At 72.4% G+C, this 18,170-nt stretch carries 19 protein-coding genes; 11 read left to right on the top strand and 8 right to left on the bottom strand.

Features of this window, described 5'->3' with window-relative positions; all coding sequences use genetic code 11:
• The first annotated feature begins 52 nt into the window (after positions 1-52).
• The 4 genes from ACGFIQ_RS20790 (at position 53) to ACGFIQ_RS20775 (ending at position 1,618) form a co-directional block, all read left to right on the top strand.
• Positions 53-487 carry a phage holin family protein gene (locus ACGFIQ_RS20790; RefSeq protein ID WP_357069109.1) on the top strand — a complete coding sequence of 145 codons (435 nt, stop codon included), beginning with the start codon at positions 53-55 and terminating at the stop codon, positions 485-487.
• Complete coding sequence (locus ACGFIQ_RS20785) at positions 484-858, top strand: DUF3618 domain-containing protein (RefSeq protein ID WP_393245843.1); 375 nt, start codon at positions 484-486, stop codon at positions 856-858. The genes ACGFIQ_RS20790 and ACGFIQ_RS20785 overlap by 4 nt, the downstream gene beginning before the upstream one ends.
• Positions 855-1,127 carry a DUF4235 domain-containing protein gene (locus tag ACGFIQ_RS20780; protein WP_393245841.1) on the top strand — a complete coding sequence of 91 codons (273 nt, stop codon included), beginning with the start codon at positions 855-857 and terminating at the stop codon, positions 1,125-1,127. The genes ACGFIQ_RS20785 and ACGFIQ_RS20780 overlap by 4 nt, the downstream gene beginning before the upstream one ends.
• A 287-nt stretch (positions 1,128-1,414) precedes the next feature.
• Complete coding sequence (locus ACGFIQ_RS20775) at positions 1,415-1,618, top strand: cold-shock protein (RefSeq protein ID WP_030338233.1); 204 nt, start codon at positions 1,415-1,417, stop codon at positions 1,616-1,618.
• A gap of 122 nt (positions 1,619-1,740) precedes the next feature.
• On the opposite strand, the gene ACGFIQ_RS20770 is transcribed toward ACGFIQ_RS20775, so the two are convergent.
• Together ACGFIQ_RS20770 and ACGFIQ_RS20765 are read right to left on the bottom strand one after the other, a co-directional pair.
• On the bottom strand, positions 1,741-1,935 hold the full coding sequence (locus ACGFIQ_RS20770) for a hypothetical protein (RefSeq protein WP_393245839.1): 195 nt from the start codon (positions 1,933-1,935) through the stop codon (positions 1,741-1,743).
• Between the two features lie 82 nt (positions 1,936-2,017).
• A complete protein-coding gene (locus ACGFIQ_RS20765) occupies positions 2,018-3,001 on the bottom strand; it encodes an aldo/keto reductase (protein WP_393245837.1) in 984 nt (327 codons plus the stop codon).
• An 82-nt stretch (positions 3,002-3,083) separates the two neighbouring features.
• Between ACGFIQ_RS20765 and ACGFIQ_RS20760 the strand changes: the two genes are divergently transcribed.
• On the top strand, positions 3,084-3,878 hold the full coding sequence (locus tag ACGFIQ_RS20760) for a trans-aconitate 2-methyltransferase (protein WP_393245835.1): 795 nt from the start codon (positions 3,084-3,086) through the stop codon (positions 3,876-3,878).
• The gene (locus tag ACGFIQ_RS20755; protein WP_393245833.1) at positions 3,875-4,897 is read left to right on the top strand and encodes an adenosine deaminase; all 1,023 of its coding nucleotides are present in this window, start codon (positions 3,875-3,877) and stop codon (positions 4,895-4,897) included. The genes ACGFIQ_RS20760 and ACGFIQ_RS20755 overlap by 4 nt, the downstream gene beginning before the upstream one ends.
• Positions 4,898-5,145: 248 nt before the next feature.
• Here ACGFIQ_RS20755 and ACGFIQ_RS20750 read toward each other — a convergent pair whose 3' ends face one another.
• The gene (locus ACGFIQ_RS20750; RefSeq protein WP_393245831.1) at positions 5,146-6,549 is read right to left on the bottom strand and encodes an ATP-binding protein; all 1,404 of its coding nucleotides are present in this window, start codon (positions 6,547-6,549) and stop codon (positions 5,146-5,148) included.
• A 29-nt stretch (positions 6,550-6,578) separates the two neighbouring features.
• On the bottom strand, positions 6,579-7,268 hold the full coding sequence (locus tag ACGFIQ_RS20745) for a response regulator transcription factor (RefSeq protein WP_030489108.1): 690 nt from the start codon (positions 7,266-7,268) through the stop codon (positions 6,579-6,581).
• 73 nt (positions 7,269-7,341) lie between these two features.
• Here ACGFIQ_RS20745 and ACGFIQ_RS20740 point away from each other — a divergent pair, with 73 nt between their 5' ends.
• On the top strand, positions 7,342-8,262 hold the full coding sequence (locus ACGFIQ_RS20740; RefSeq protein ID WP_393245828.1) for an ADP-ribosylglycohydrolase family protein: 921 nt from the start codon (positions 7,342-7,344) through the stop codon (positions 8,260-8,262).
• Between the two features lie 190 nt (positions 8,263-8,452).
• Here ACGFIQ_RS20740 and ACGFIQ_RS20735 read toward each other — a convergent pair whose 3' ends face one another.
• A complete protein-coding gene (locus ACGFIQ_RS20735) occupies positions 8,453-9,394 on the bottom strand; it encodes a DUF1775 domain-containing protein (RefSeq protein ID WP_393245826.1) in 942 nt (313 codons plus the stop codon).
• 189 nt (positions 9,395-9,583) lie between these two features.
• Here ACGFIQ_RS20735 and thrS point away from each other — a divergent pair, with 189 nt between their 5' ends.
• Positions 9,584-11,593 (top strand): threonine--tRNA ligase, encoded by a 2,010-nt coding sequence (thrS, locus tag ACGFIQ_RS20730; protein WP_393245824.1) that lies wholly within the window; start codon positions 9,584-9,586, stop codon positions 11,591-11,593.
• Between the two features lie 221 nt (positions 11,594-11,814).
• On the opposite strand, the gene ACGFIQ_RS20725 is transcribed toward thrS, so the two are convergent.
• Entirely contained in the window at positions 11,815-12,543 is a 729-nt protein-coding gene (locus ACGFIQ_RS20725) for a D-Ala-D-Ala carboxypeptidase family metallohydrolase (RefSeq protein ID WP_393245822.1), read from the bottom strand.
• 177 nt (positions 12,544-12,720) lie between these two features.
• Here ACGFIQ_RS20725 and ACGFIQ_RS20720 point away from each other — a divergent pair, with 177 nt between their 5' ends.
• Positions 12,721-13,233, top strand: a complete 513-nt coding sequence (locus ACGFIQ_RS20720; protein WP_393246028.1) for an HIT family protein — start codon at positions 12,721-12,723, stop codon at positions 13,231-13,233.
• Between the two features lie 46 nt (positions 13,234-13,279).
• On the opposite strand, the gene ACGFIQ_RS20715 is transcribed toward ACGFIQ_RS20720, so the two are convergent.
• The gene (locus ACGFIQ_RS20715; protein ID WP_393245819.1) at positions 13,280-13,774 is read right to left on the bottom strand and encodes a hypothetical protein; all 495 of its coding nucleotides are present in this window, start codon (positions 13,772-13,774) and stop codon (positions 13,280-13,282) included.
• Between the two features lie 86 nt (positions 13,775-13,860).
• Between ACGFIQ_RS20715 and ACGFIQ_RS20710 the strand changes: the two genes are divergently transcribed.
• Entirely contained in the window at positions 13,861-14,919 is a 1,059-nt protein-coding gene (locus ACGFIQ_RS20710) for an aldo/keto reductase (protein WP_393245817.1), read from the top strand.
• Between the two features lie 189 nt (positions 14,920-15,108).
• Here ACGFIQ_RS20710 and ACGFIQ_RS20705 read toward each other — a convergent pair whose 3' ends face one another.
• Positions 15,109-17,265, bottom strand: coding sequence for an elongation factor G-like protein EF-G2 (locus ACGFIQ_RS20705; protein ID WP_393245815.1), 2,157 nt, complete (start codon positions 17,263-17,265; stop codon positions 15,109-15,111).
• Between the two features lie 250 nt (positions 17,266-17,515).
• On the opposite strand from ACGFIQ_RS20705, the gene pgsA reads away from it, so the two are divergent.
• Complete coding sequence (pgsA, locus tag ACGFIQ_RS20700; RefSeq protein WP_393245813.1) at positions 17,516-18,145, top strand: phosphatidylinositol phosphate synthase; 630 nt, start codon at positions 17,516-17,518, stop codon at positions 18,143-18,145.
• Positions 18,146-18,170: the final 25 nt, after the last annotated feature.

The raw sequence follows: 18,170 nt of genomic DNA, 5'->3' as shown, positions 1-18,170 counted from the left end.
GACGAGCGGCAACTCCGGGCATACAGCGCGGTGATAGGGAAAGGAGGACAGCATGGCTGACGTGGCGAACGCCCGCACATCCCACAACGGGAGCGAGCCCTCCACCGCCGAGTTGGTGCAGCGGGCCACCGAGCAGGTCTCCCGGCTCATTCGGGACGAACTGGCGCTGGCCCGGGCGGAGTTGACCCAGAAGGGCAAGCACGCGGGCATCGGGATCGGCCTGTTCGGCGGCGGTGGCGCGCTGGCGTTCTTCGGCCTGGGCGCGCTGGTCGCCACGGCGATCCTGCTGCTCGACCTGGTGCTGCCCGCCTGGGCCGCCGCGCTGATCGTGGCGGTGGCCTGTTTCCTGGTGGCCGGTGTTCTCGCCCTGGTGGGCAAGAAGCAGGTCAGTCGGGCCGTCCCGCCGGTGCCGGCGGCCACGGTCCGCAGCCTCCGGGCCGACGTGGACACCGTCACCGCCGCGGTGAAGGACAGGGGGCGGCAATGACCGGCAACGGGACCGGCGACACGGAGGCCCTCCGCGAGGAGATCCGTCGCACCCGGGTCGAGCTGGGCGAGACGATGGAGGCGTTGGCCGCCAAGGCCGACGTCAAGGCGCGTCTCAAGGAGTCCGCCGAGCAGGCCAAGGAGCGGATGCGGGAGCAGGCGGCGCAGACCGTCGCTCGGGTCCGCGGGCAGGCCGCGCGTGGTGCCGGTATGGCGCGGGCGCAGGCGTACGAAAAGGGTGGGATGGTGCGCGCGCAGGCGTACGACAAGGGTGAGTTGGTGCGCCGCAACCCGGTGCCGTGGGCGGCCATCGCGGCCGGTGCGGTGGCCACCGTGGTGGTGCTGATGATCGTGCGGGGGAGGCGTAGGTGAGCAAGAGCATCGGCAGGGTCGCGTACCGGCCGGTCGGCGTGTTGTTGGGTATCGCCGCAGGCGCGGTGGCGGGTGCGATCTTCCGGCAGGTCTGGAAGGTCACCGCGGGCGACGGTGAGGCGCCCAGCGCGACGGACGAGGATCGCGGCTGGGGTGAGGTGCTGGCCGCCGCGGCGTTGCAGGGCGCCATCTTCGCCGTGGTCCGGGCTGCTGTGGACCGCGGTGGCGCGGTCGGCGTCCGACGGATGACCGGCAGTTGGCCAGACTGATCGCCTGCGACTTCAGCCCCCTCCCCGCATCGATGGGAAGGGGGCTTTCGCATGACATCGGACGCCGCCCAGCGGATCTCAGGCATCCGTCAGGTCACATGTCGGAGAAATTCGTTCCAGGGGTCGTGACAGACTTTTTGCGTACGTGATTTGCTGGTCCACGCTGTTGCGAGATGGCGTGGGTTGAGAGAAGTCTCCTTCGTGGGGCCGCCTCAGACGCCGCTGCTCGAAAACGGCCAATCGGCCGCACGGCGTGCACGGCCACCAGTTGTTAGAAGGAGATACACATGGCTCAGGGAACCGTGAAGTGGTTCAACGCTGACAAGGGCTTCGGCTTCATCACCGTCGATGGTGGGGGTGCTGACGTGTTCGTCCACTTCTCGGCCATCCAGACCAGCGGCTACCGCTCGCTGGAGGAGAACCAGCGGGTGGAGTTCGAGATTGCACAGGGTCAGAAGGGCCCGCAGGCCGAGCAGGTCCGTCCCATCTGAGTGAGACGGCCGGTCCGCCGGCCAGTGGGATGACCCGGCCAGGGTCGTCGCGAAGCCCCGCATCCCGTCCGGGATGCGGGGCTTCGCTCATGGCGGGTCGGGCGCCAGTGTGGACCGGCGGGTCAGTTACGGCGGCGTGAGCGCAGGCCGAACCAGAGCACGACCAGCCCGGCCAGCGCCACGAGCGGGCCGATCACCGCCCAGATCTTCTTGTCGGTCATGACGCTGCCGCTGACGTAGCCGAGGCCCTGCACCGTCCACACCGCACCGATCACGACGGCCAACAGGCCGAGTGTGAGCGCAAGCCAGCCCCTCATCGCGTCCCCTCTCCGCCGCCCGCGCGTCGCCTCCCAGCATCGCCGGTCGGGCGACGCGACGCGAGCACCCCGGGTGCGCGAGTCACCACCGGTCGTGCACCTGCGGGCGGATCAGCTCGTCGTAGATCTCGCGTACGGCGGTCAGTTGGCCCTCGGTGAGCGGCGAGAGGGCCGCCGTCGCGGCGTTGCGCCGGGCCTGGTCGGCGTCGCGGGCCCCGGGGATGACGACTGTGACGCCCGCCTGGTCCAGCACCCAGCGCAGTGCGAACTGCGCCATCGTGCGGTCCGCGTCGACGAGGGGGGCCAGCCGGCGTACGGCGGCCAGACCCCGCTCGTAGTCGACTCCGGAGAACGTCTCCCCGACGTCGAAGGCCGCGCCGTGCCGGTTGTAGTTGCGGTGGTCGTCGGCGGGGAACTCGGTGTGCTCGTCGTAGCGGCCGGAGAGCAGGCCACTGGCCAGCGGCACCCGGGCGATGATGCCCACTCCGGCCGCCGCGGCTGCCGGCAGGACACGTTCGAGGGGCTTGTGCCGGACCGCGTTGAGGATGATCTGCACGCTCGCCACCCCCGGTCGGGCGATGGCGGTGAGGGCCTGGTCGCAGGTCTCGACGCTGACCCCGTACCCGGCGATGGCCTTCTCGGCGACGAGGGTGTCCAGGCCGTCGAAGACCTCGTCGGAGGAGAAGACCTCGGTGGGCGGGCAGTGCAGCTGGACCAGGTCCAGGGTGTCCATGCCGAGGTTGGCCCGGGACCTGTCGGTCCACTGCCGGAAGTTGTCCAGGGTGTACGCCTCTGGCCGCTGCTCGACGCGGCGACCCATCTTGGTGGCGACGGTCAGCCCGGCGTCCGGCCGGGACCGCAGGAAGCGGCCGATCAGCTGCTCGCTGCGACCGTCGCCGTACACGTCGGCGGTGTCGAGGAAGGTGACTCCGGAGTCCACGGCGGCGGTGAGCACCGCCATCGCGTCGTCCTCGCTGACGGTGCCCCAGTCCGCACCGAGTTGCCAGGCGCCCAGGCCGACCGCCCCGACGGTCCGGCCGAGCCGGTTGAAGCTGCGCTGTTCCATGCCCCGAGCCTAGTGATCGGGTTGCCACGCGGCCAGGCGAGCCGTACCTTTGCAAGACGGACGTACGGTTTGGGAGGCAGTGATGTGGGACCCGACGACCTACCTGCGCTACGGCGACCAACGATCCCGGCCGTTCCACGACCTGGTCGCGCGGATTCCGGTCGAGCACCCCCGGGCGGTGGTCGACCTCGGCTGCGGCCCCGGCCAGCTCACCGCCACCCTCGCCGAGCGCTGGCCGACGAGCCGGGTGCGCGGCTTGGACTCCTCGCCCGAGATGATCGACCAGGCCGCCGCCCTCGGCGCTCCCGTCGACTTCGCCGTCGCCGACCTGCGCGACTGGCAGCCGGCCGGCGACGAGGACGTGGTGGTCAGCAACGCCGCACTCCAGTGGGTGCCCGGGCACCAGGAGCTGCTGCGCCGCTGGGCCGCCCAGCTGCCCGCCGGGACGTGGCTCGCCGTGCAGGTCCCCGGCAACTTCGCCGCCGAATCGCATCGCGCGCTGCGGGCGGTCGCCGACCAGCCGACCTGGCGGGCCGACGTCGCCCCGCTGCTGCGCGCCGACCCGGTCGACGACCCGGCCGACTACGCGGCGCTGCTGACCGCCGCCGGCTGTGCGGTGGACGCCTGGGAGACTACCTACGTGCACCTGCTGCCAGCCCTCCCCGGCGGGGAGCATCCGGTGCTGGCCTGGATGGAGGGCACCGCGCTGCGCCCGGTCCGGGCCGCGCTGGACGACGCCGGCTGGTCGGCCTTCCGGGCCGAACTGGGGGTACGCCTCAGCGCCGCCTACCCCGTGCGGCAGGGTCAGGTGTACTTCCCGTTCCGCCGCGTCTTCGTCGTCGCCCGCACCGGCGACCGAGCAGAGGAGAGCCCGTGACCGACCTGTCCGCCTTCATCGCCGGCCTGCCGAAGGTGGAGCTGCACGTGCACCACGTCGGCTCCGCCTCGCCCCGGATCGTCGCCGAGCTGGCCGCCCGCCACGAGGGACGCACCCCCGTGCCGGCCGACCCGGAGGCGCTCGCCACCTACTTCGAGTTCCGCGACTTCGCGCACTTCGTCGAGGTGTACCTCAGCGTGGTGGACCTCATCCGCGACCCGGAGGACGTCTGGCTCCTCACCCACGAGGTGGCCCGGGAGTTGGCCCGCCAACAGGTCCGGTACGCGGAGCTGACCATCACCCCGTACTCGCACGTGCGTCGGGGCATCCCCGCGCCGGCGTTCTGCGAGGCGATCGAGGACGCCCGCAAGCGTGCCCTGGCCGACTTCGGCCTCGACCTGCGGTGGTGCTTCGACATCCCCGGCGAGGCGGGCGTGCCCGCGGCGGAGGAGACGCTGCGCATCGCGCTGGAGGAGCGCCCGGAGGGGCTGGTCAGCTTCGGTCTGGGTGGCCCGGAGATCGGCGTACCCCGGCCGCAGTTCCGGCCCTACTTCGACCAGGCCCGCGCCGCCGGGCTGCACTCGGTCCCGCACGCGGGGGAGACCACCGGGCCGCAGACGATCTGGGACGCGCTCAACGAGCTGGGTGCCGAGCGCATCGGGCACGGCATCTCCGCCGCCCAGGACCCGGAGCTGCTCACGTACCTGGCCGAGCGGCAGATCGGCATGGAGATCTGCCCGACGTCGAACATCCGCACGCGGGCGGTGGCCACCCTCGACGAGCACCCGCTGCCCCGGCTGGTCGAGGCCGGGCTCCTGGTCACCATCAACTCCGACGACCCGCCGATGTTCGGCACGACCCTCGACGACGAGTACGCGGTGGCGGCCCGTCTGCTCGGGGTCGGCGCCAAAGGGCTGGCCGGGCTGGCCCGCAACGCGGTGGCCGTGTCCTTCCTCGACCCCGCCGGCAAGCAGCGGATCGTGGCCGAGATCGACGCGTACCTCGCCGCCGCCGGCTGAGCCCGCCGCCGGCTGAGCCCGCCGGGCCCGTCGCGGTGCGATCGCGTAGGGAGCAGGGCGCGCGGCGGGAGCGTTGGTGTGGGGGGACCTGTGACTCCCGCCGCGCGCGCGGCTTCACCGGTCGTGGGCGCGTGTCCGCTCGGCCGGTGAAACTGGTGGGTTCGTGCTCTGATCCTGTCAGTCAGCGGCCGGTCCAGCCCGCTCGTTAACCGCGATCTAAGGAAGACTTGCGACGGCCCACAACCCGGTCAGTCGTCGGTGGGACGCTGGCGCGGCCACCGACGTCCGGCGGCCTTCGTGTCCCGGGCGTCGCGGGCCATCCGTCCGACCAGACCGAAGCGGCTGACCTGCCGCGGCGTCGCCTCCGGATCGGCGAGCAGCATCACCACGCTGGCCCCGCCCAGCCGGGCGCGGTCGATGCTCACCGACCCGTTGGCCTGCAACGCCACCCGCTTGGCGATGTCCAGGCCGAGACCTGTCGAGCCCTGGTCACTGGCGCCCCGGCGCAGCGCCCGGTCCGGGTTGGCGATGCCGGGACCGGCGTCGTCGATCCGGATCGCCACGTAACCGTCGCGCCGGGACACCGCCACCTCGAACGCGGTGCCCTGCGGGGTGTAGCGGAAGACGTTGCCGATCACCGCGTCCAGCGCGGCGGCCAACTCGGCCCGGGGCACCGGCGCGGGGATGCGCAGTTGCGCGCCGTTGACCCGGTGTGGCCGGTTCTGGTCGCCAGCGAGGGCCGCCCAGAACACCATCCGATCCCGGACCACCTCGCTGACGTCGCACATCGCCGGCCCGGTCTCGTGCGCCACCGACTTGCGGGTCGTCTTGATCAACACGTCGATCTCACCCTCCAGGGTGACGATCGCCTGTCGGATCCGCCGGATGCCGCGAAGCCGGTCCAGCTCCGCCGGGCTGAACGAACCCACGCTCGTGTCGTCGGACTCCAGGGCCTCCGCGTCCAACCGCAGCACGGTCAACGGGGTACGCAGACGATGCGACAGGTCGGCCACCAACTCCCGCTCGTCGGTGCGGGCCGCGTCCAGCCGGTCGGCCATCCGGTTGAAGGCGTACCCGGCCTCGGCCAACTCGCGCGGACCGGTCGGCTCGACGCGTACGCCGAGGTCGCCGTCGCCGATGGACAGCGCGGCCTGGACCAGACCTCGGGTCGAGTCCACCGCGCGGGCGGCGACCCGGTCGACCACCAGCACCGCCGCGCCGGCCATCGCCGCCCCGACCGCGAACAGCAGCAGCCAGGTGCCGCCGGCACCCTCGCCCAGCGTCGAGTCCGGGAGGAACACCTCGACCACGGCCGTGCGGTCACCGAGGACGACCGGGTCGAGCCGGACCACGCCCCCGTCCACGTCGACGACCAGCGACCGCCGGTCGGCACGGGCCCGGTCCAGGTCGCCGCCGCTGGCCCGACCAGCGGACTCGTCCAGCCCCAGGCCGTGTACGACGGGCCGGGTCGGTGCGCCCTCGGCGCTCGCCACCACGGCCCGCTCGACCACCGCCGGGTCGGTGCTCACCGCCAGCGCGCCGGTCACCAGCGCGCTGCGCCGGGCCGCGTCGGCGATCGCCTCGTCCCGGCTCTGCTCCCGCAGGCTCAGCCCGAGCGGAATCAGGAACGCGAGCGCGACGAGGCTGCACATGCCGGCCGTGAGCAGGGCCAGCGCCGTCCTCAGTCCGGTGCCACCAGCCGGAACCCGACCCCCCGCACGGTGCGCAGGTAGCGCGGCTTCGCCGCGGACTCGCCCATCTTTCTGCGGAGCCAGTACAGGTGAACGTCGATGGTCTGATCCTCGCCGACCGATGGCTGCCGCCATACCTCCTCCAAGAGTTCCCGGCGGGACACTACCCGCCCGGGTCGTGCGGCGAGATACGCCAGCAGGTCGAATTCCTTACGGGTCAGCGCCAGCGGCTCCCCGTCGAGTTGGGCGCTGCGCTCGCCCACGTCCACCCGGAGCCCGCCGACGCTGTGCACCGCCGGCTGCACCGTCCGACTGGCCCGTCCGGCCCGGCGCAGGACGGTGGTGATCCGCGCGTCCAGGTGCGCCCCGGTGAACGGCTTGACCATGTAGTCGTCCGCGCCGGCACGCAACAGCTTGACCACCGACTGCTCGTCGTCCCGGGCGGTGGCGATGATGATCGGGACATCGGTGATGCCGCGCAGCATCCGCAGCGCGTCCGAGCCGTCCAGGTCCGGCAGGCCCAGGTCGAGCACCACCAGGTCGGGTGTCTCCGCGGCGACCCGGCGCAACGCGTCCAGCGCCGTACCCACGGCGTGCACGGCATGCCCCCGGTCGGTGAGGGACCGCAGCATCGCGCCGCGTACGACGTGATCGTCTTCGACCAGGAGCACGGAGGCCACGACAAGACCGTACTTGGCCTGGCAAGTTGATCGCGTTGCGACGTGCCTGGCGAGCGGGCAAGCTGGTACGACGATGTCGTTCACCCTGTTCGTCGATGCCCGCCTGGCGCTCGCCCGGGACAGCCTCGCCGGTCTCTCCACCGGCGACGCGCTCGGCGCACAGTTCTTCCTGCCGAGGGCGGCGCCCCCGGATCTCGCCGGGGGCGTACTGCCGCCGGCCCCCTGGGAGTGGACCGACGACACCGAGATGGCCTGCTCGGTCTTCGCCGAGCTGGCCCACTCCGGCGGCATCAACCCCGACCGGCTGGCCCTCGCCTTCGCCGGGCGGTGTTCTCCGCGCCGGGGCTACGGCGTCGGCGCGATGTCGATCCTGCGGCTGATCCGCACCGGCACCCCGTGGCCGCTGGCCGCCGCCTCCGCCTTCGACGGCCAGGGCTCCTGCGGCAACGGCGCGGCGATGCGGGTCGGTCCGCTGGGCGCGTACTTCGCCGACTCGACCGCGCGTGCCGCGGCGCAGGCCCGAGCCTCCGCCGAGGTGACGCACGCGCACCCGGAGGGAATCGCCGGGGCGGTCGCGGTGGCCGTCGCCGCCGCGCTGGCCGCCCGGGCCCGCCTCGACGGGCACCGGCCGACCCCGGAACGGCTGCTCGCCGGGATCGCCGCCAGGCTGGACCCGGGCACCGAGGTACACCGGAGTGTCAACCGGGCGGCGGCGCTGCTCGGTCGGCCACTGGATCGGGTGGTGGCGGAACTCGGCAACGGCTCCCGGGTGACCGCCCAGGACACCGTCGGCTTCACCCTCTGGGTGGCCGCCACCCACCTCGACGACTATCCAGCGACGATCCAGCGCTGCGTCCAGGCCGGTGGTGACCTGGACACCACCGCCGCCATCGCCGGGGCGATCGTGGCCGCGTACACGGGTGTCGGCACCCCCGGCGGCGTACCCGAGTCGTGGCTGTCCGCCCGCGAACCGCTACCCACCTGGGCAGCCTGACCGCCCGTGCCGGGCTGTGTCTGCCCCGGCCGGGCTGTGTCGGTGTTGGCCGGGCTGCGATCCGCGTGCGTCGGGCTGCCCTGCCCAAGGTCAACTCGGCTTTCTGCAACTCGGGGCATCCGCACGGCAGGGATGCCACGGGTTTCTGAAACCGGAGTGGGTCACCGCGAGGTGGCGGAAGCGGCGTGGATTACCGCGAGGCCGCGGACACGGCGGGCTGCGGGTTGGCGGGCTGGGGGTCGGCGGGCGTCGCGTCGGCCGGAATCCGGTCGGGGGGCGTCGCGGTGTCGTCCGCGCGGCCGGTGATCTCGGCGAGGGTGGCGGCCTCGTCCTCGTCGGGGCCGCCGGTGACCTCGGCGAGCGCGGTGGCCTCGGCCGGGTCGCGTCGGCGCCACCGGCTGACCAGCCAGCCGATCGCCGCACCGCCGCCCAGCCCGGCCAGCAGGCCGGCGGCCAGCATCCCGTCGGCGTTGCCGGACTCCTCGTCGGCGCCGCCCGCATCGGCGGCCGGGGCGTCGACACCGCTGTCCGCGGCGGCTGGCGCGCCGGCGGCCGGGCCGCCGTGCCCGCCGTGGGCGACCGGACCCGCCGCACCGGGTGCCGCCGGCAGCAGGTTGAGCGCCGGGGCCCGGTGCGGACCGGCGGCGTCCGCCCACCGGACCACCGTGCCATCGGCGTACGTCTGGACGACCTCGAAGGTGAGCCGCTCCGCCTGCGGCATCGGGCCCATGGACAGCGCCAGCCGGGCCGGCCCCGGGTCGCTCTCGCCGACCCGGACCCAGGTCACCGCCGTGGTCACCGTGCTCACCCCGGAGGAGTGGATACCGGCCACCGGCTTGTCCAGCGTGCGGGAGCTGATCTTGGGTGCCCAACCGTTCACCGACATCGGGTAGACCTCGGCGATCGGCGCGCCGGCGGGCAACCGCACCTCGATCTGGTTGGTCCTCGTGCCGGCCCGCTCCTCCGGCACGGTGAACTCCAGACGTACGGCGTCGCCCTGCCGTGCCTCGCTCGGGGTGGTCGTCACGTCCACGGCCTGCGCCGTACCGGGCCAGAGCAGCAACCCGGCCGCGGCCAGCGCGGTCACCGCCCCGATCCGCCGCCGACGTCCACCGCCGTGCGTGCTCGCCATCTTGTGCCCCCATCCCTGTCGACGCGACCGGCACCGGTTTCCGACCACACCCTCTAGTTCGGCTCCGGGGCCCGAAAGGTTCAACGCCAACCGACAGGAAGGTGCCGTTCCCGACCGTGGGTGGGTGGACCGATAGCATCGGCAGGAGCCGAGGATCGGCACCGTTTCGTACCACTTGGAGGAGTCACCGTGTCCGCACCCCGTACCCCCGCCGTGGCCGACCCCGTCGTCGTCGCCGCCGGGACCACGGCGGCCGACGCGGTGGCCGCGGCCGGACTGCCCGCGAACGGCCCCAAGGCGATCGTCGTGGTCCGCGACCCGCAGGGTCAGCTGCGCGACCTGGACTGGTCGCCGGCCGAGGAGACCGTCGTCGAGCCGGTCAGCCTGGACTCGCCCGACGGGCTCACCGTGCTGCGCCACTCCACCGCGCACGTGCTCGCCCAGGCCGTGCAGGACATCTTCCCCGAGGCCAAGCTGGGCATCGGCCCGCCCATCGAGAACGGCTTCTACTACGACTTCGACGTCGACAAGCCGTTCCAGCCCGATGACCTCAGCAAGCTTGAGAAGCGCATGCAGGAGATCATCAAGTCCGGCCAGCGGTTCCGTCGCCGCCGTTTCGGCAGCCTGGACGAGGCGCGCGCCGAGCTGGCCGACGAGCCGTTCAAGCTGGAGTTGATCGAGGTCAAGGGCGAGGGCCTGGACACCGACGAGGTGATGGAGGTGGGCGGCGGCGAGCTGACCATCTACGACAACCTCGACGCCAAGGAGGACAAGGTCTGCTGGTCGGACCTGTGCCGGGGCCCACACCTGCCGACCACCCGCCTGATCGGCGCGTTCAAGCTGATGCGCTCGGCCGCCGCGTACTGGCGCGGGTCGGAGAAGAACCCCCAACTACAGCGGGTGTACGGCACCGCGTGGCCGACCCGCGACGAGCTCAAGGCGTACCTGAAGCTGTTGGAGGAGGCCGCCCGGCGCGACCACCGCAAGCTCGGCGCGGACCTGGACCTGTTCAGCTTCCCCGACGAGATCGGCTCCGGCCTGGCGGTCTTCCACCCCAAGGGCGGCATCATCCGCCGCGAGATGGAGCACTACTCCCGTCAGCGGCACGAGGCGGCGGGGTACGAGTTCGTCAACACGCCGCACATCACCAAGGCGCAGCTGTTCCAGACCTCCGGTCACCTGCCGTACTACGCGGACACGATGTTCCCGCCCATGCAGCTGGAGGGCGCGGACTACTACCTCAAGGCGATGAACTGCCCGATGCACAACCTGATCTTCAGGTCGCGCGGGCGGTCGTACCGGGAGCTGCCGCTGCGGATGTTCGAATTCGGCACTGTCTACCGGTACGAGAAGTCCGGTGTCGTGCACGGCCTGACCCGGGTCCGTGGCCTGACCCAGGACGACTCGCACATCTACTGCACCCGCGAGCAGATGGCCGGCGAGCTGTCCACGCTGCTCAGCTTCGTGCTGGACCTGCTGCGCGACTACGGCCTGGACGACTTCTACCTGGAGCTGTCGACCCGCGACGACTCGCCCAAGTTCATCGGCGCCGAGGAGGACTGGGCCGAGGCCACCGAGGCGCTGCGGACCGCCGCCGCGACCTCCGGCCTGGACCTGGTGCCCGACCCGGGCGGCGCGGCGTTCTACGGGCCGAAGATCTCCGTGCAGGCCCGCGACGCCATCGGCCGGACCTGGCAGATGTCCACCATCCAGGTCGACTTCAACCAGCCGGAGCGGTTCGGGTTGGAATACCAGGCCGCCGACGGCACCCGCCAACGGCCCGTCATGATCCACCGGGCGCTGTTCGGGTCGATCGAGCGGTTCTTCGGGGTGCTCACCGAGCACTACGCGGGCGCGTTCCCGGCCTGGCTGGCGCCGGTGCAGGTGGTGGGCATCCCGATCCGGGAGGACCACACCGACTATCTGCACGGTTTCGTCGCGGCGCTGCGCGCCGAGGGTGTCCGGGCCCAGGTGGACGCGGGTGACGACCGGATGCAGAAGAAGATCCGCACGGCGCAGCAGCAGAAGATCCCGTTCATGGTGATCGCCGGTGACGACGACGTGGCCGCCGGCACGGTCTCCTTCCGCTACCGCGACGGCTCCCAGCGCAACGGGGTGCCGATCGCCGAGGCGGTGACCCACGTCCTGGACGTGGTCAACTCCCGCAGCAACGTCGGCCCCTCGGCCGCCGCGGAGTAACACGCGCGCCGGCTGGGGCGCGGGCGTGCCTGGCCCTTCGCGGTCGTGCCGGGCCCTGCCGCATGATCGTGCTCGATCCAGGAAGTGGGGGGGGGGGGGGGGGGGGGGGGGGGGCCCGCCGGGGGGGGGGGGGGGGGGGGGGGGGGGGGGGCCCCGGGGGGGGGCCCCCCCCCCCACTTCCATGTTCGAGCGCGATCCTCCCCGGAGGCGGCGTCTGCGGGTCAGATGCCGCAGCTCGGTGCCGACCAGCCCCCGACCGCCGCGACGTGGGTGTGGTCGTTGTGGTCCGGGTAACCAGGGCCGAGGATCTGTCCGAAGCCGTGGTAGCGGGCCTGCTGCGCCAGTCGGCAGAACGACGGTGACCCGACCAGGTCCACCGCGTCTCCGTACAGGTGCCGGCTGTTCGACGCCCCGCCGACCGCGCTGTTGCAGGCGTAGCTGCGGAAGCTGCTGCTGATCGAGATGGCCACGTCACCGAGGGCGTGCCGCAGGGCCTGGAGTTTCCACATCGAGACGAGCGCGTTGGCCCGCGCGGTGCTCGCCGCGACCGCGCCACCGGACCAGTCGCTGTTGCACTTGTTCAACTCGGCGTAGCTGAAGTTGGCTGGCGTGCAGTCGTTGTCCTGCAGGGCGTAGAGCCGGTTGAACGTCTGCGTGCCGGCGATGCCGTCCGCGGACAGGCCGTACGCCTGTTGGAAGCGGATCACCGCCGAACGGGTGGCTGGGCCGAACGCGCCGTCGATGGTGAGCACGGCACCGTAGCCGGGGTAGCCGGCAACTCGGATCTGGAGTTGCCGGACATCTTCGCCGGACGCTCCCTGGGACAGGGTGCGACCCCAGGTGTAGCAACCGTCCGCCTGGGCCGCGCCGGCGGTGAGGGTGACGCCGGCCACTGTGGTGGCGGCCGTCAGCGCAAGTGCCGCGAGGAGCCTGCCGAGCCGTCGGATCATGAAGCCCTCCATCGATACATGCATGCGTTTGGATGGATGGAATCTTCAGGCTTTGGCGATCATCCGTCAAGAATGTGCGGCAACGAGTTTTCCCGACGGCGGGTGTCGCGGCCCGACCGGGTGGCTCCGTAGGATCGGCTCGTGACAGGGGCGGAACGGCACACGGACACCGGCGGCATGACGGACGGCCTCGATCGGCTCTGGACGCCGCACCGGATGACCTACATATCCGGCGAGGACCGCCCGGCCGAGGGCTACGAGAAGCCCACCGGCTGCCCCTTCTGCCGGGCACCCAACCTGCCGCCGGAGGAGAGCCTGGTGGTGGCCCGCGGTGAGCACGTCTTCGTGGTGCTCAACCTCTATCCGTACAATCCCGGGCACCTGCTGGTCTGCCCCTACCGGCACGTGGCCGACTACACCGACCTCGACGTGCCGGAGACGACCGAGTTGGCGTCGTACACCCAGACCGCGATGCGGGTGATCCGCAAGGTGAGCAACGCGCACGGCTTCAACCTGGGCATGAACCAGGGCGGGGTGGCCGGCGCCGGCATCGCCGCGCACCTGCACCAACACGTGGTGCCCCGGTGGGGCGGCGACGCCAACTTCATGCCGGTGATCGGTCGGACGAAGGTCCTGCCGCAACTGCTCGGCGACACCCGCGACCTGCTCGCCCGCGCCTGGCCGTCCTGACCACCGGTCGCGGCGTCCAACCGCGCGGGTGTCCGCGCCGGGCCTGCTAGTCGACGCGCAGCAGCGCGGTCAGCTCCGGCCAGGTCTCCACCCGGCGTACGCGGGGCAGCAGCGCGGCGTGCGCGGCGACCTCCGCCGGACGGGGCCGGAACAGGAAGCGGTGCGGCACCGAGTCGAGATAGCCGAGCACTTCCAGCTTGTCGTCCACGAAGTGGGTCAGCCCGAGTCGTCGGGCGATCGGTGCCTTGTCCGGTCGGGTGCGGCAGAAGTGCACCCGCCGCACTCCGATGCCGGTGCGGGCCGGAAAGTCGTGGTGGGCCAGCCACTCCCGGGTGCGCCGCTCGGTGGACGTACCGCACTTGGACACCAGGTGCACCTCGTCGAACGCCGGACCGAGCGCCGCGAGCGCGTCGAACGCCCCGGCGACGGCAGGGGTACGCAGGTAGTGCGCGCCGAAGAACGACGTGTCCGCGTCGTCGTCGGCCGGCTCGATGAGCACGCCGCCGATGTCCACACCCAGCCGTCGCATGGCGCCGATCATGCCGCACCCTGACCGTCGCCGTGCACCCGCGTGTCCGGCTCCGGATCTGCTACGCCCCGGCCCTCCCGAGGTGGCACGATCGGCCGATGGCAGTCACGACACGGACGTTGGGGCGCAGCGGCATCGAGGTCAGCGCCCTCGGCATGGGGTGCTGGGCGATCGGCGGCCCCTGGGCGGAGGGCGCCCAACCGCTGGGCTGGGGCGCGGTCGACGACGACGAGTCGGTGCGGGCGGTACGCCGGGCGCTCGATCTGGGCATCACCCTCTTCGACACCGCCGACACGTACGGCGCCGGGCACGGTGAGCGGGTCCTCGGCCGGGCGCTCGCCGGCCGCCGCGACGACGCGGTGATCGCCACCAAGTGGGGTTACACCTTCGACGAGGCGAACCGGCAGGCCACCGGCGAGGACGCGTCACCCGCGTACCTGCGGAGGGCCGTGACGGCTTCCCTGCGCCGGCTCGGCACCGACCGGATCGACCTCTACCAGCTGCACCTGGCCGACCTGTCGGTGCCGCGGGCGCAGGCACTGATCGGGACCTGCGAGGACCTGGTCACCGAGGGCCTGATCCGGGCGTACGGATGGAGCACCGACCGCCCCGACCGGGCCACCGTGTTCGGTCACACCGCGGCCGGCGCCACCGCGGTGCAGCACACCCTGTCGGTGCTGCGGGACGCCCCGGAACTGCTCGCCGTCTGCGACAAGTACGACCTGGCCAGCGTCAACCGGGGTCCGCTGGGGATGGGGCTGCTCACCGGCAAGTACTCGGCCGGGTCGGTGCTGCCCCGCGACGACGTACGCGGGTTGGCCCCCGGCTGGTTGGAGTGGTTCCGTGGTGGCCGGCCGGCTCCAGAGTGGCTGCGCCGGGTCGGCGCGGTTCGCGCGGCGCTCACCGCCGACGGGCGCACCCTCGCCCAGGGGGCGCTGGGCTGGATCTGGGCCCGCAGCGGTCGCACCATCCCGATTCCCGGCTGCCGTACGGTGGCCCAGGTCGAGGAGAACGCCGCCGCGCTGCACCGGGGCCCGTTGCCGGCGGACCAGTTCGTCGAGGTGGAACGCCAACTGGCGGCCCTCCGCACCGCAGCCCTCCGCGACGCCGACCGCCCCCACCGGCCCTCTCCCACGCACCCCACCATCCACCCCTGACCAACCGCCCACCCCGCCCACCCGCGCCGCCCCCATGCCCGCACCGCGCTGGTCAGTGTCGATCATGGAGTTATGGTTCCCCTTGAATCGGACATAGCCTCATCTTCTGCCCACCACAACTCCATGATCGACACGAGAGTCGCCCCAGTCCTCGCCGATCTTGCGTCTACTGCGCCCCGTCGGCCCGGGTTACGGGGTTTGTTCCTTGCGAATCTGGTCGGCCAGGTGCGCGGGCATGGTGTCGTGGCGCACGAAGTGGCGGCGGAAGGTGCCGGTGCCGGCAGTCATGGAGCGCAGCTCGACGGCGTAGCGCAGCAGCTCGGTTGCCGGCACCTCGGCGCGGACGAGGGTGCGGCCCTCGGTGTCCGGGTCCGGTTCGGTGCCGAGCACCCGGCCGCGTCGGCTGGACAGGTCGCCCAGCACCGTGCCCACCGAGCCGTCCGATACCCGGATGGTGACCTCGTCGATCGGCTCCAGCAGCGCCGGCTGGGCGCGGTCGGCGGCGTCGCGCAGTGCCAGCGCGCCGGCGGTCTGGAAGGCCGCGTCGGAGGAGTCGACGCTGTGCGCCTTGCCGTCGACCAGGGTCACCCGCAGGTCCACCACCGGGTGGCCGGCGACCAGGCCGCGCTCCAGTTGGGCGCGGACGCCCTTCTCCACCGACGGGATGTAGTTGTGCGGCACCGCGCCGCCGACGACCCGGTCGACGAACTCGAAGCCGCTGCCCTGGGGCAGGGGCTCGACCTCGATGTCGCAGACCGCGTACTGGCCGTGCCCGCCGGACTGCTTGACGTGCCGGCCATGCCCCTTCGCGGGCACCGTCAGCGTCTCGCGCAGCGGCACCTTGACCGGCTCGGTGTCCAGTTCGACGCCCCCGGCGCGCAGCCGGTCGAGCACCACGTCGGCGTGCGCCTCGCCCATGCACCAGAGCACCAACTGGTGGGTCTCCGGGTTGCGTTCCAGCCGCAGGGTGGGGTCGCCGGCGACCAGACGTGCCAGGTTGCGGGCCAGGGCGTCCTCGTCGGCGCGGCTGCGGGCGACGACCGCCACCGGCAGCAGCGGCTCCGGCATCTCCCAGGGGGCGATCAGCAGCGGCTCGTCCTTGGCCGCGATGGTGTCGCCGGTCTCGGCGGTGCCCGACTTGGTGATCGCGCAGATGTCGCCGGCCACGCAGAACGGCACCTCCCGCAGGGTGGCGCCCAGCGGGGTGTAGATGTGCCCCACCCGCTCGTCGGCGTCGTGGTCGGGGTGGCCGCGTTCGGCCATCCCGTGCCCGCAGATGTGCACGGTCTGCTCGGGGCGCAGCGTGCCGGAGAAGACCCGGACCAGGGAGACCCGCCCGACGTGCCGGTCGACTGTGGTCTTGACGACCTCGGCGACGAGCGGCCCGTCCGGGTCGCAGGTCAGCGGCGGGCGGGGTGAGCCGTCCACGCCGGTGACCGCCGGCAGCTCGTGCTCCAGCGGCGACGGGAACGCGGCGGTCAGCACCTCCAGCAGCACGTCCAGCCCGACCCCGGTCTCGGCGCAGACCGGCACCACCGGGTAGAAGTGACCGCGGGCGACCGCCTTCTCCAGGTCGTCGATGAGCACCTCGTCGCTGATCTCCTCGCCGTCGAGGTAGCGGTCCATGAGGGTCTCGTCCTCGCTCTCGGCGATGATCCCCTCGATCAGCTCGTCGCGGGACTCGTCGATGGCCCGCTGGTGCTCCGGGTCCGGGTCGCGCACGTCGGCGGGCAGCCCGGCGGAGTAGTCGAAGACCCGGCGGGTGATCAGGCCGAGCAGACCCTCGGTGGACACCCCGTCGTCGCCGAGCATCGGCAGGTAGAGGGGCATCACGTTGTCGCCGAAGAGGCGTTGGCAGAGCGCCACCGTCTCGTCGACGTCGGCGCGGGGCTGATCGAGGCGGGACACCGCGACCGCGCGGGGCATGTCGACCGCCGCGCACTCCTCCCACAGGGCGACGGTGGCCGCGTCCATGCCACCCGCCGCGGAGACGACGAAGAGCGCGGCGTCGGCGGCCCGCAGCCCGGCGCGCAGCTCACCGACGAAGTCGGCGTACCCGGGGGTGTCCAGCAGGTTGACCTTGATGCCGTTGTGCAGCAGCGGTGCGCAGGACAGGCTCACCGAGCGCTGTTGGCGTACCGCCGCGGGGTCGTGGTCGCCGACCGTGGTGCCGTCGACCACGGCGCCGGCCCGGCCGATCGTGCCGGTGGCCGCGAGCAGGGCCTCGACAAGTGTCGTCTTGCCCGCTCCGGGGTGCCCGACGAGCACCACGTTGCGAACCAGTTCGGGCTCGGTCACCACCGGCGTGCCGCCGGTGGAACCCTTCTCCTGACTTTTCTGCGCCATGGGGCGCACCTCCCTCAGCCGGTGGTGGGTGGCGACTGCCGCGCGAGGTGGAAGCGGCCCGGGGCGAGTGCGCGGCAATATCCTCCGGTGGTCTGCTGCACAACGGGAACGGGACGGGCGGACGGGTGAGCTGGCTCACCCTCCGGCTCGATCTCACACCCGTTGTCGGGTAGGCACAAGCCTCTCCCGGGCGGGTCGGAGGGGCGGCCGTATCGGCGGACCTGGGCGGACCGTTATCGTGGGGACCGCCATGGCGAAGATCTTCCAAGTGTCGGCCCGCGCGGGGATGACCCGCGTCGTCGAGCCGATCGCCCGTGCCCTGCTGCGCGCGGGCGTAACCCCCAATGCCGTCACCGTCGCGGGCACCGTTGGTGTGCTCGTCGGCGCGCTCGGCTTCGGTGCTCGCGGCCATCTGGTCGCGGGTGCGTTGATCGTGACCCTTTTCGCGCTCACCGACCTGCTCGACGGGACGATGGCCCGGATGAGCGGCGGCTCCACCAGGTTCGGCGCGTTCCTCGACTCAAGCATGGACCGGGTCGCCGACAGCGCCGTCTTCGGCGCGGTCGCGTACTGGCTGGCCACCCAGGGTGACCACTCCGGGGTGGCCGCCGCGCTGGTCTGCCTGGCCGTCGGCGGCCTCGTCTCCTACGTCAAGGCCCGCGCCGAGGGTCTCGGCATGACCTGCAACGTGGGCATCGCCGAACGCACCGAGCGGCTGCTCATCGTCGGGGTCGGCGGGATCCTCACCGGCGTCGGTGTCGATCATGCCCTGGAGATCGCACTCTGGCTGCTCGCCGCGGTGTCGATCTTCACGGTGGGGCAGCGGATGGCACACGTCTACCGCCAGGCCCAGCAGCTCCAGCCGGACGGCCAGGCGTGAACGGCCCGTCGACGGCCCGGCACCG

Source organism: Micromonospora sp. NPDC048898 (genome assembly GCF_043198035.1).
Lineage (GTDB): Bacteria > Actinomycetota > Actinomycetes > Mycobacteriales > Micromonosporaceae > Micromonospora.
Note: the sequence above shows the minus strand (reverse complement) of the source record. Positions and strands in the feature narration are given on the sequence as shown.

Excerpts from the sequence above, each read along its gene's own strand:
- ACGFIQ_RS20790 (WP_357069109.1), top strand. The coding sequence starts at position 53 with ATGGCTGACGTGGCGAACGCCCGCACATCCCACAACGGGAGCGAGCCC.
- ACGFIQ_RS20785 (WP_393245843.1), top strand. The coding sequence starts at position 484 with ATGACCGGCAACGGGACCGGCGACACGGAGGCCCTCCGCGAGGAGATC.
- ACGFIQ_RS20775 (WP_030338233.1), top strand. The coding sequence starts at position 1,415 with ATGGCTCAGGGAACCGTGAAGTGGTTCAACGCTGACAAGGGCTTCGGC.
- ACGFIQ_RS20770 (WP_393245839.1), bottom strand. The coding sequence starts at position 1,935 with ATGAGGGGCTGGCTTGCGCTCACACTCGGCCTGTTGGCCGTCGTGATC.
- ACGFIQ_RS20765 (WP_393245837.1), bottom strand. The coding sequence starts at position 3,001 with ATGGAACAGCGCAGCTTCAACCGGCTCGGCCGGACCGTCGGGGCGGTC.
- ACGFIQ_RS20760 (WP_393245835.1), top strand. The coding sequence starts at position 3,084 with ATGTGGGACCCGACGACCTACCTGCGCTACGGCGACCAACGATCCCGG.
- ACGFIQ_RS20750 (WP_393245831.1), bottom strand. The coding sequence starts at position 6,549 with ATGTGCAGCCTCGTCGCGCTCGCGTTCCTGATTCCGCTCGGGCTGAGC.
- ACGFIQ_RS20740 (WP_393245828.1), top strand. The coding sequence starts at position 7,342 with ATGTCGTTCACCCTGTTCGTCGATGCCCGCCTGGCGCTCGCCCGGGAC.
- ACGFIQ_RS20735 (WP_393245826.1), bottom strand. The coding sequence starts at position 9,394 with ATGGCGAGCACGCACGGCGGTGGACGTCGGCGGCGGATCGGGGCGGTG.
- ACGFIQ_RS20725 (WP_393245822.1), bottom strand. The coding sequence starts at position 12,543 with ATGATCCGACGGCTCGGCAGGCTCCTCGCGGCACTTGCGCTGACGGCC.
- ACGFIQ_RS20720 (WP_393246028.1), top strand. The coding sequence starts at position 12,721 with ATGACGGACGGCCTCGATCGGCTCTGGACGCCGCACCGGATGACCTAC.
- ACGFIQ_RS20715 (WP_393245819.1), bottom strand. The coding sequence starts at position 13,774 with ATGATCGGCGCCATGCGACGGCTGGGTGTGGACATCGGCGGCGTGCTC.
- ACGFIQ_RS20710 (WP_393245817.1), top strand. The coding sequence starts at position 13,861 with ATGGCAGTCACGACACGGACGTTGGGGCGCAGCGGCATCGAGGTCAGC.
- ACGFIQ_RS20705 (WP_393245815.1), bottom strand. The coding sequence starts at position 17,265 with ATGGCGCAGAAAAGTCAGGAGAAGGGTTCCACCGGCGGCACGCCGGTG.
- pgsA (WP_393245813.1), top strand. The coding sequence starts at position 17,516 with ATGGCGAAGATCTTCCAAGTGTCGGCCCGCGCGGGGATGACCCGCGTC.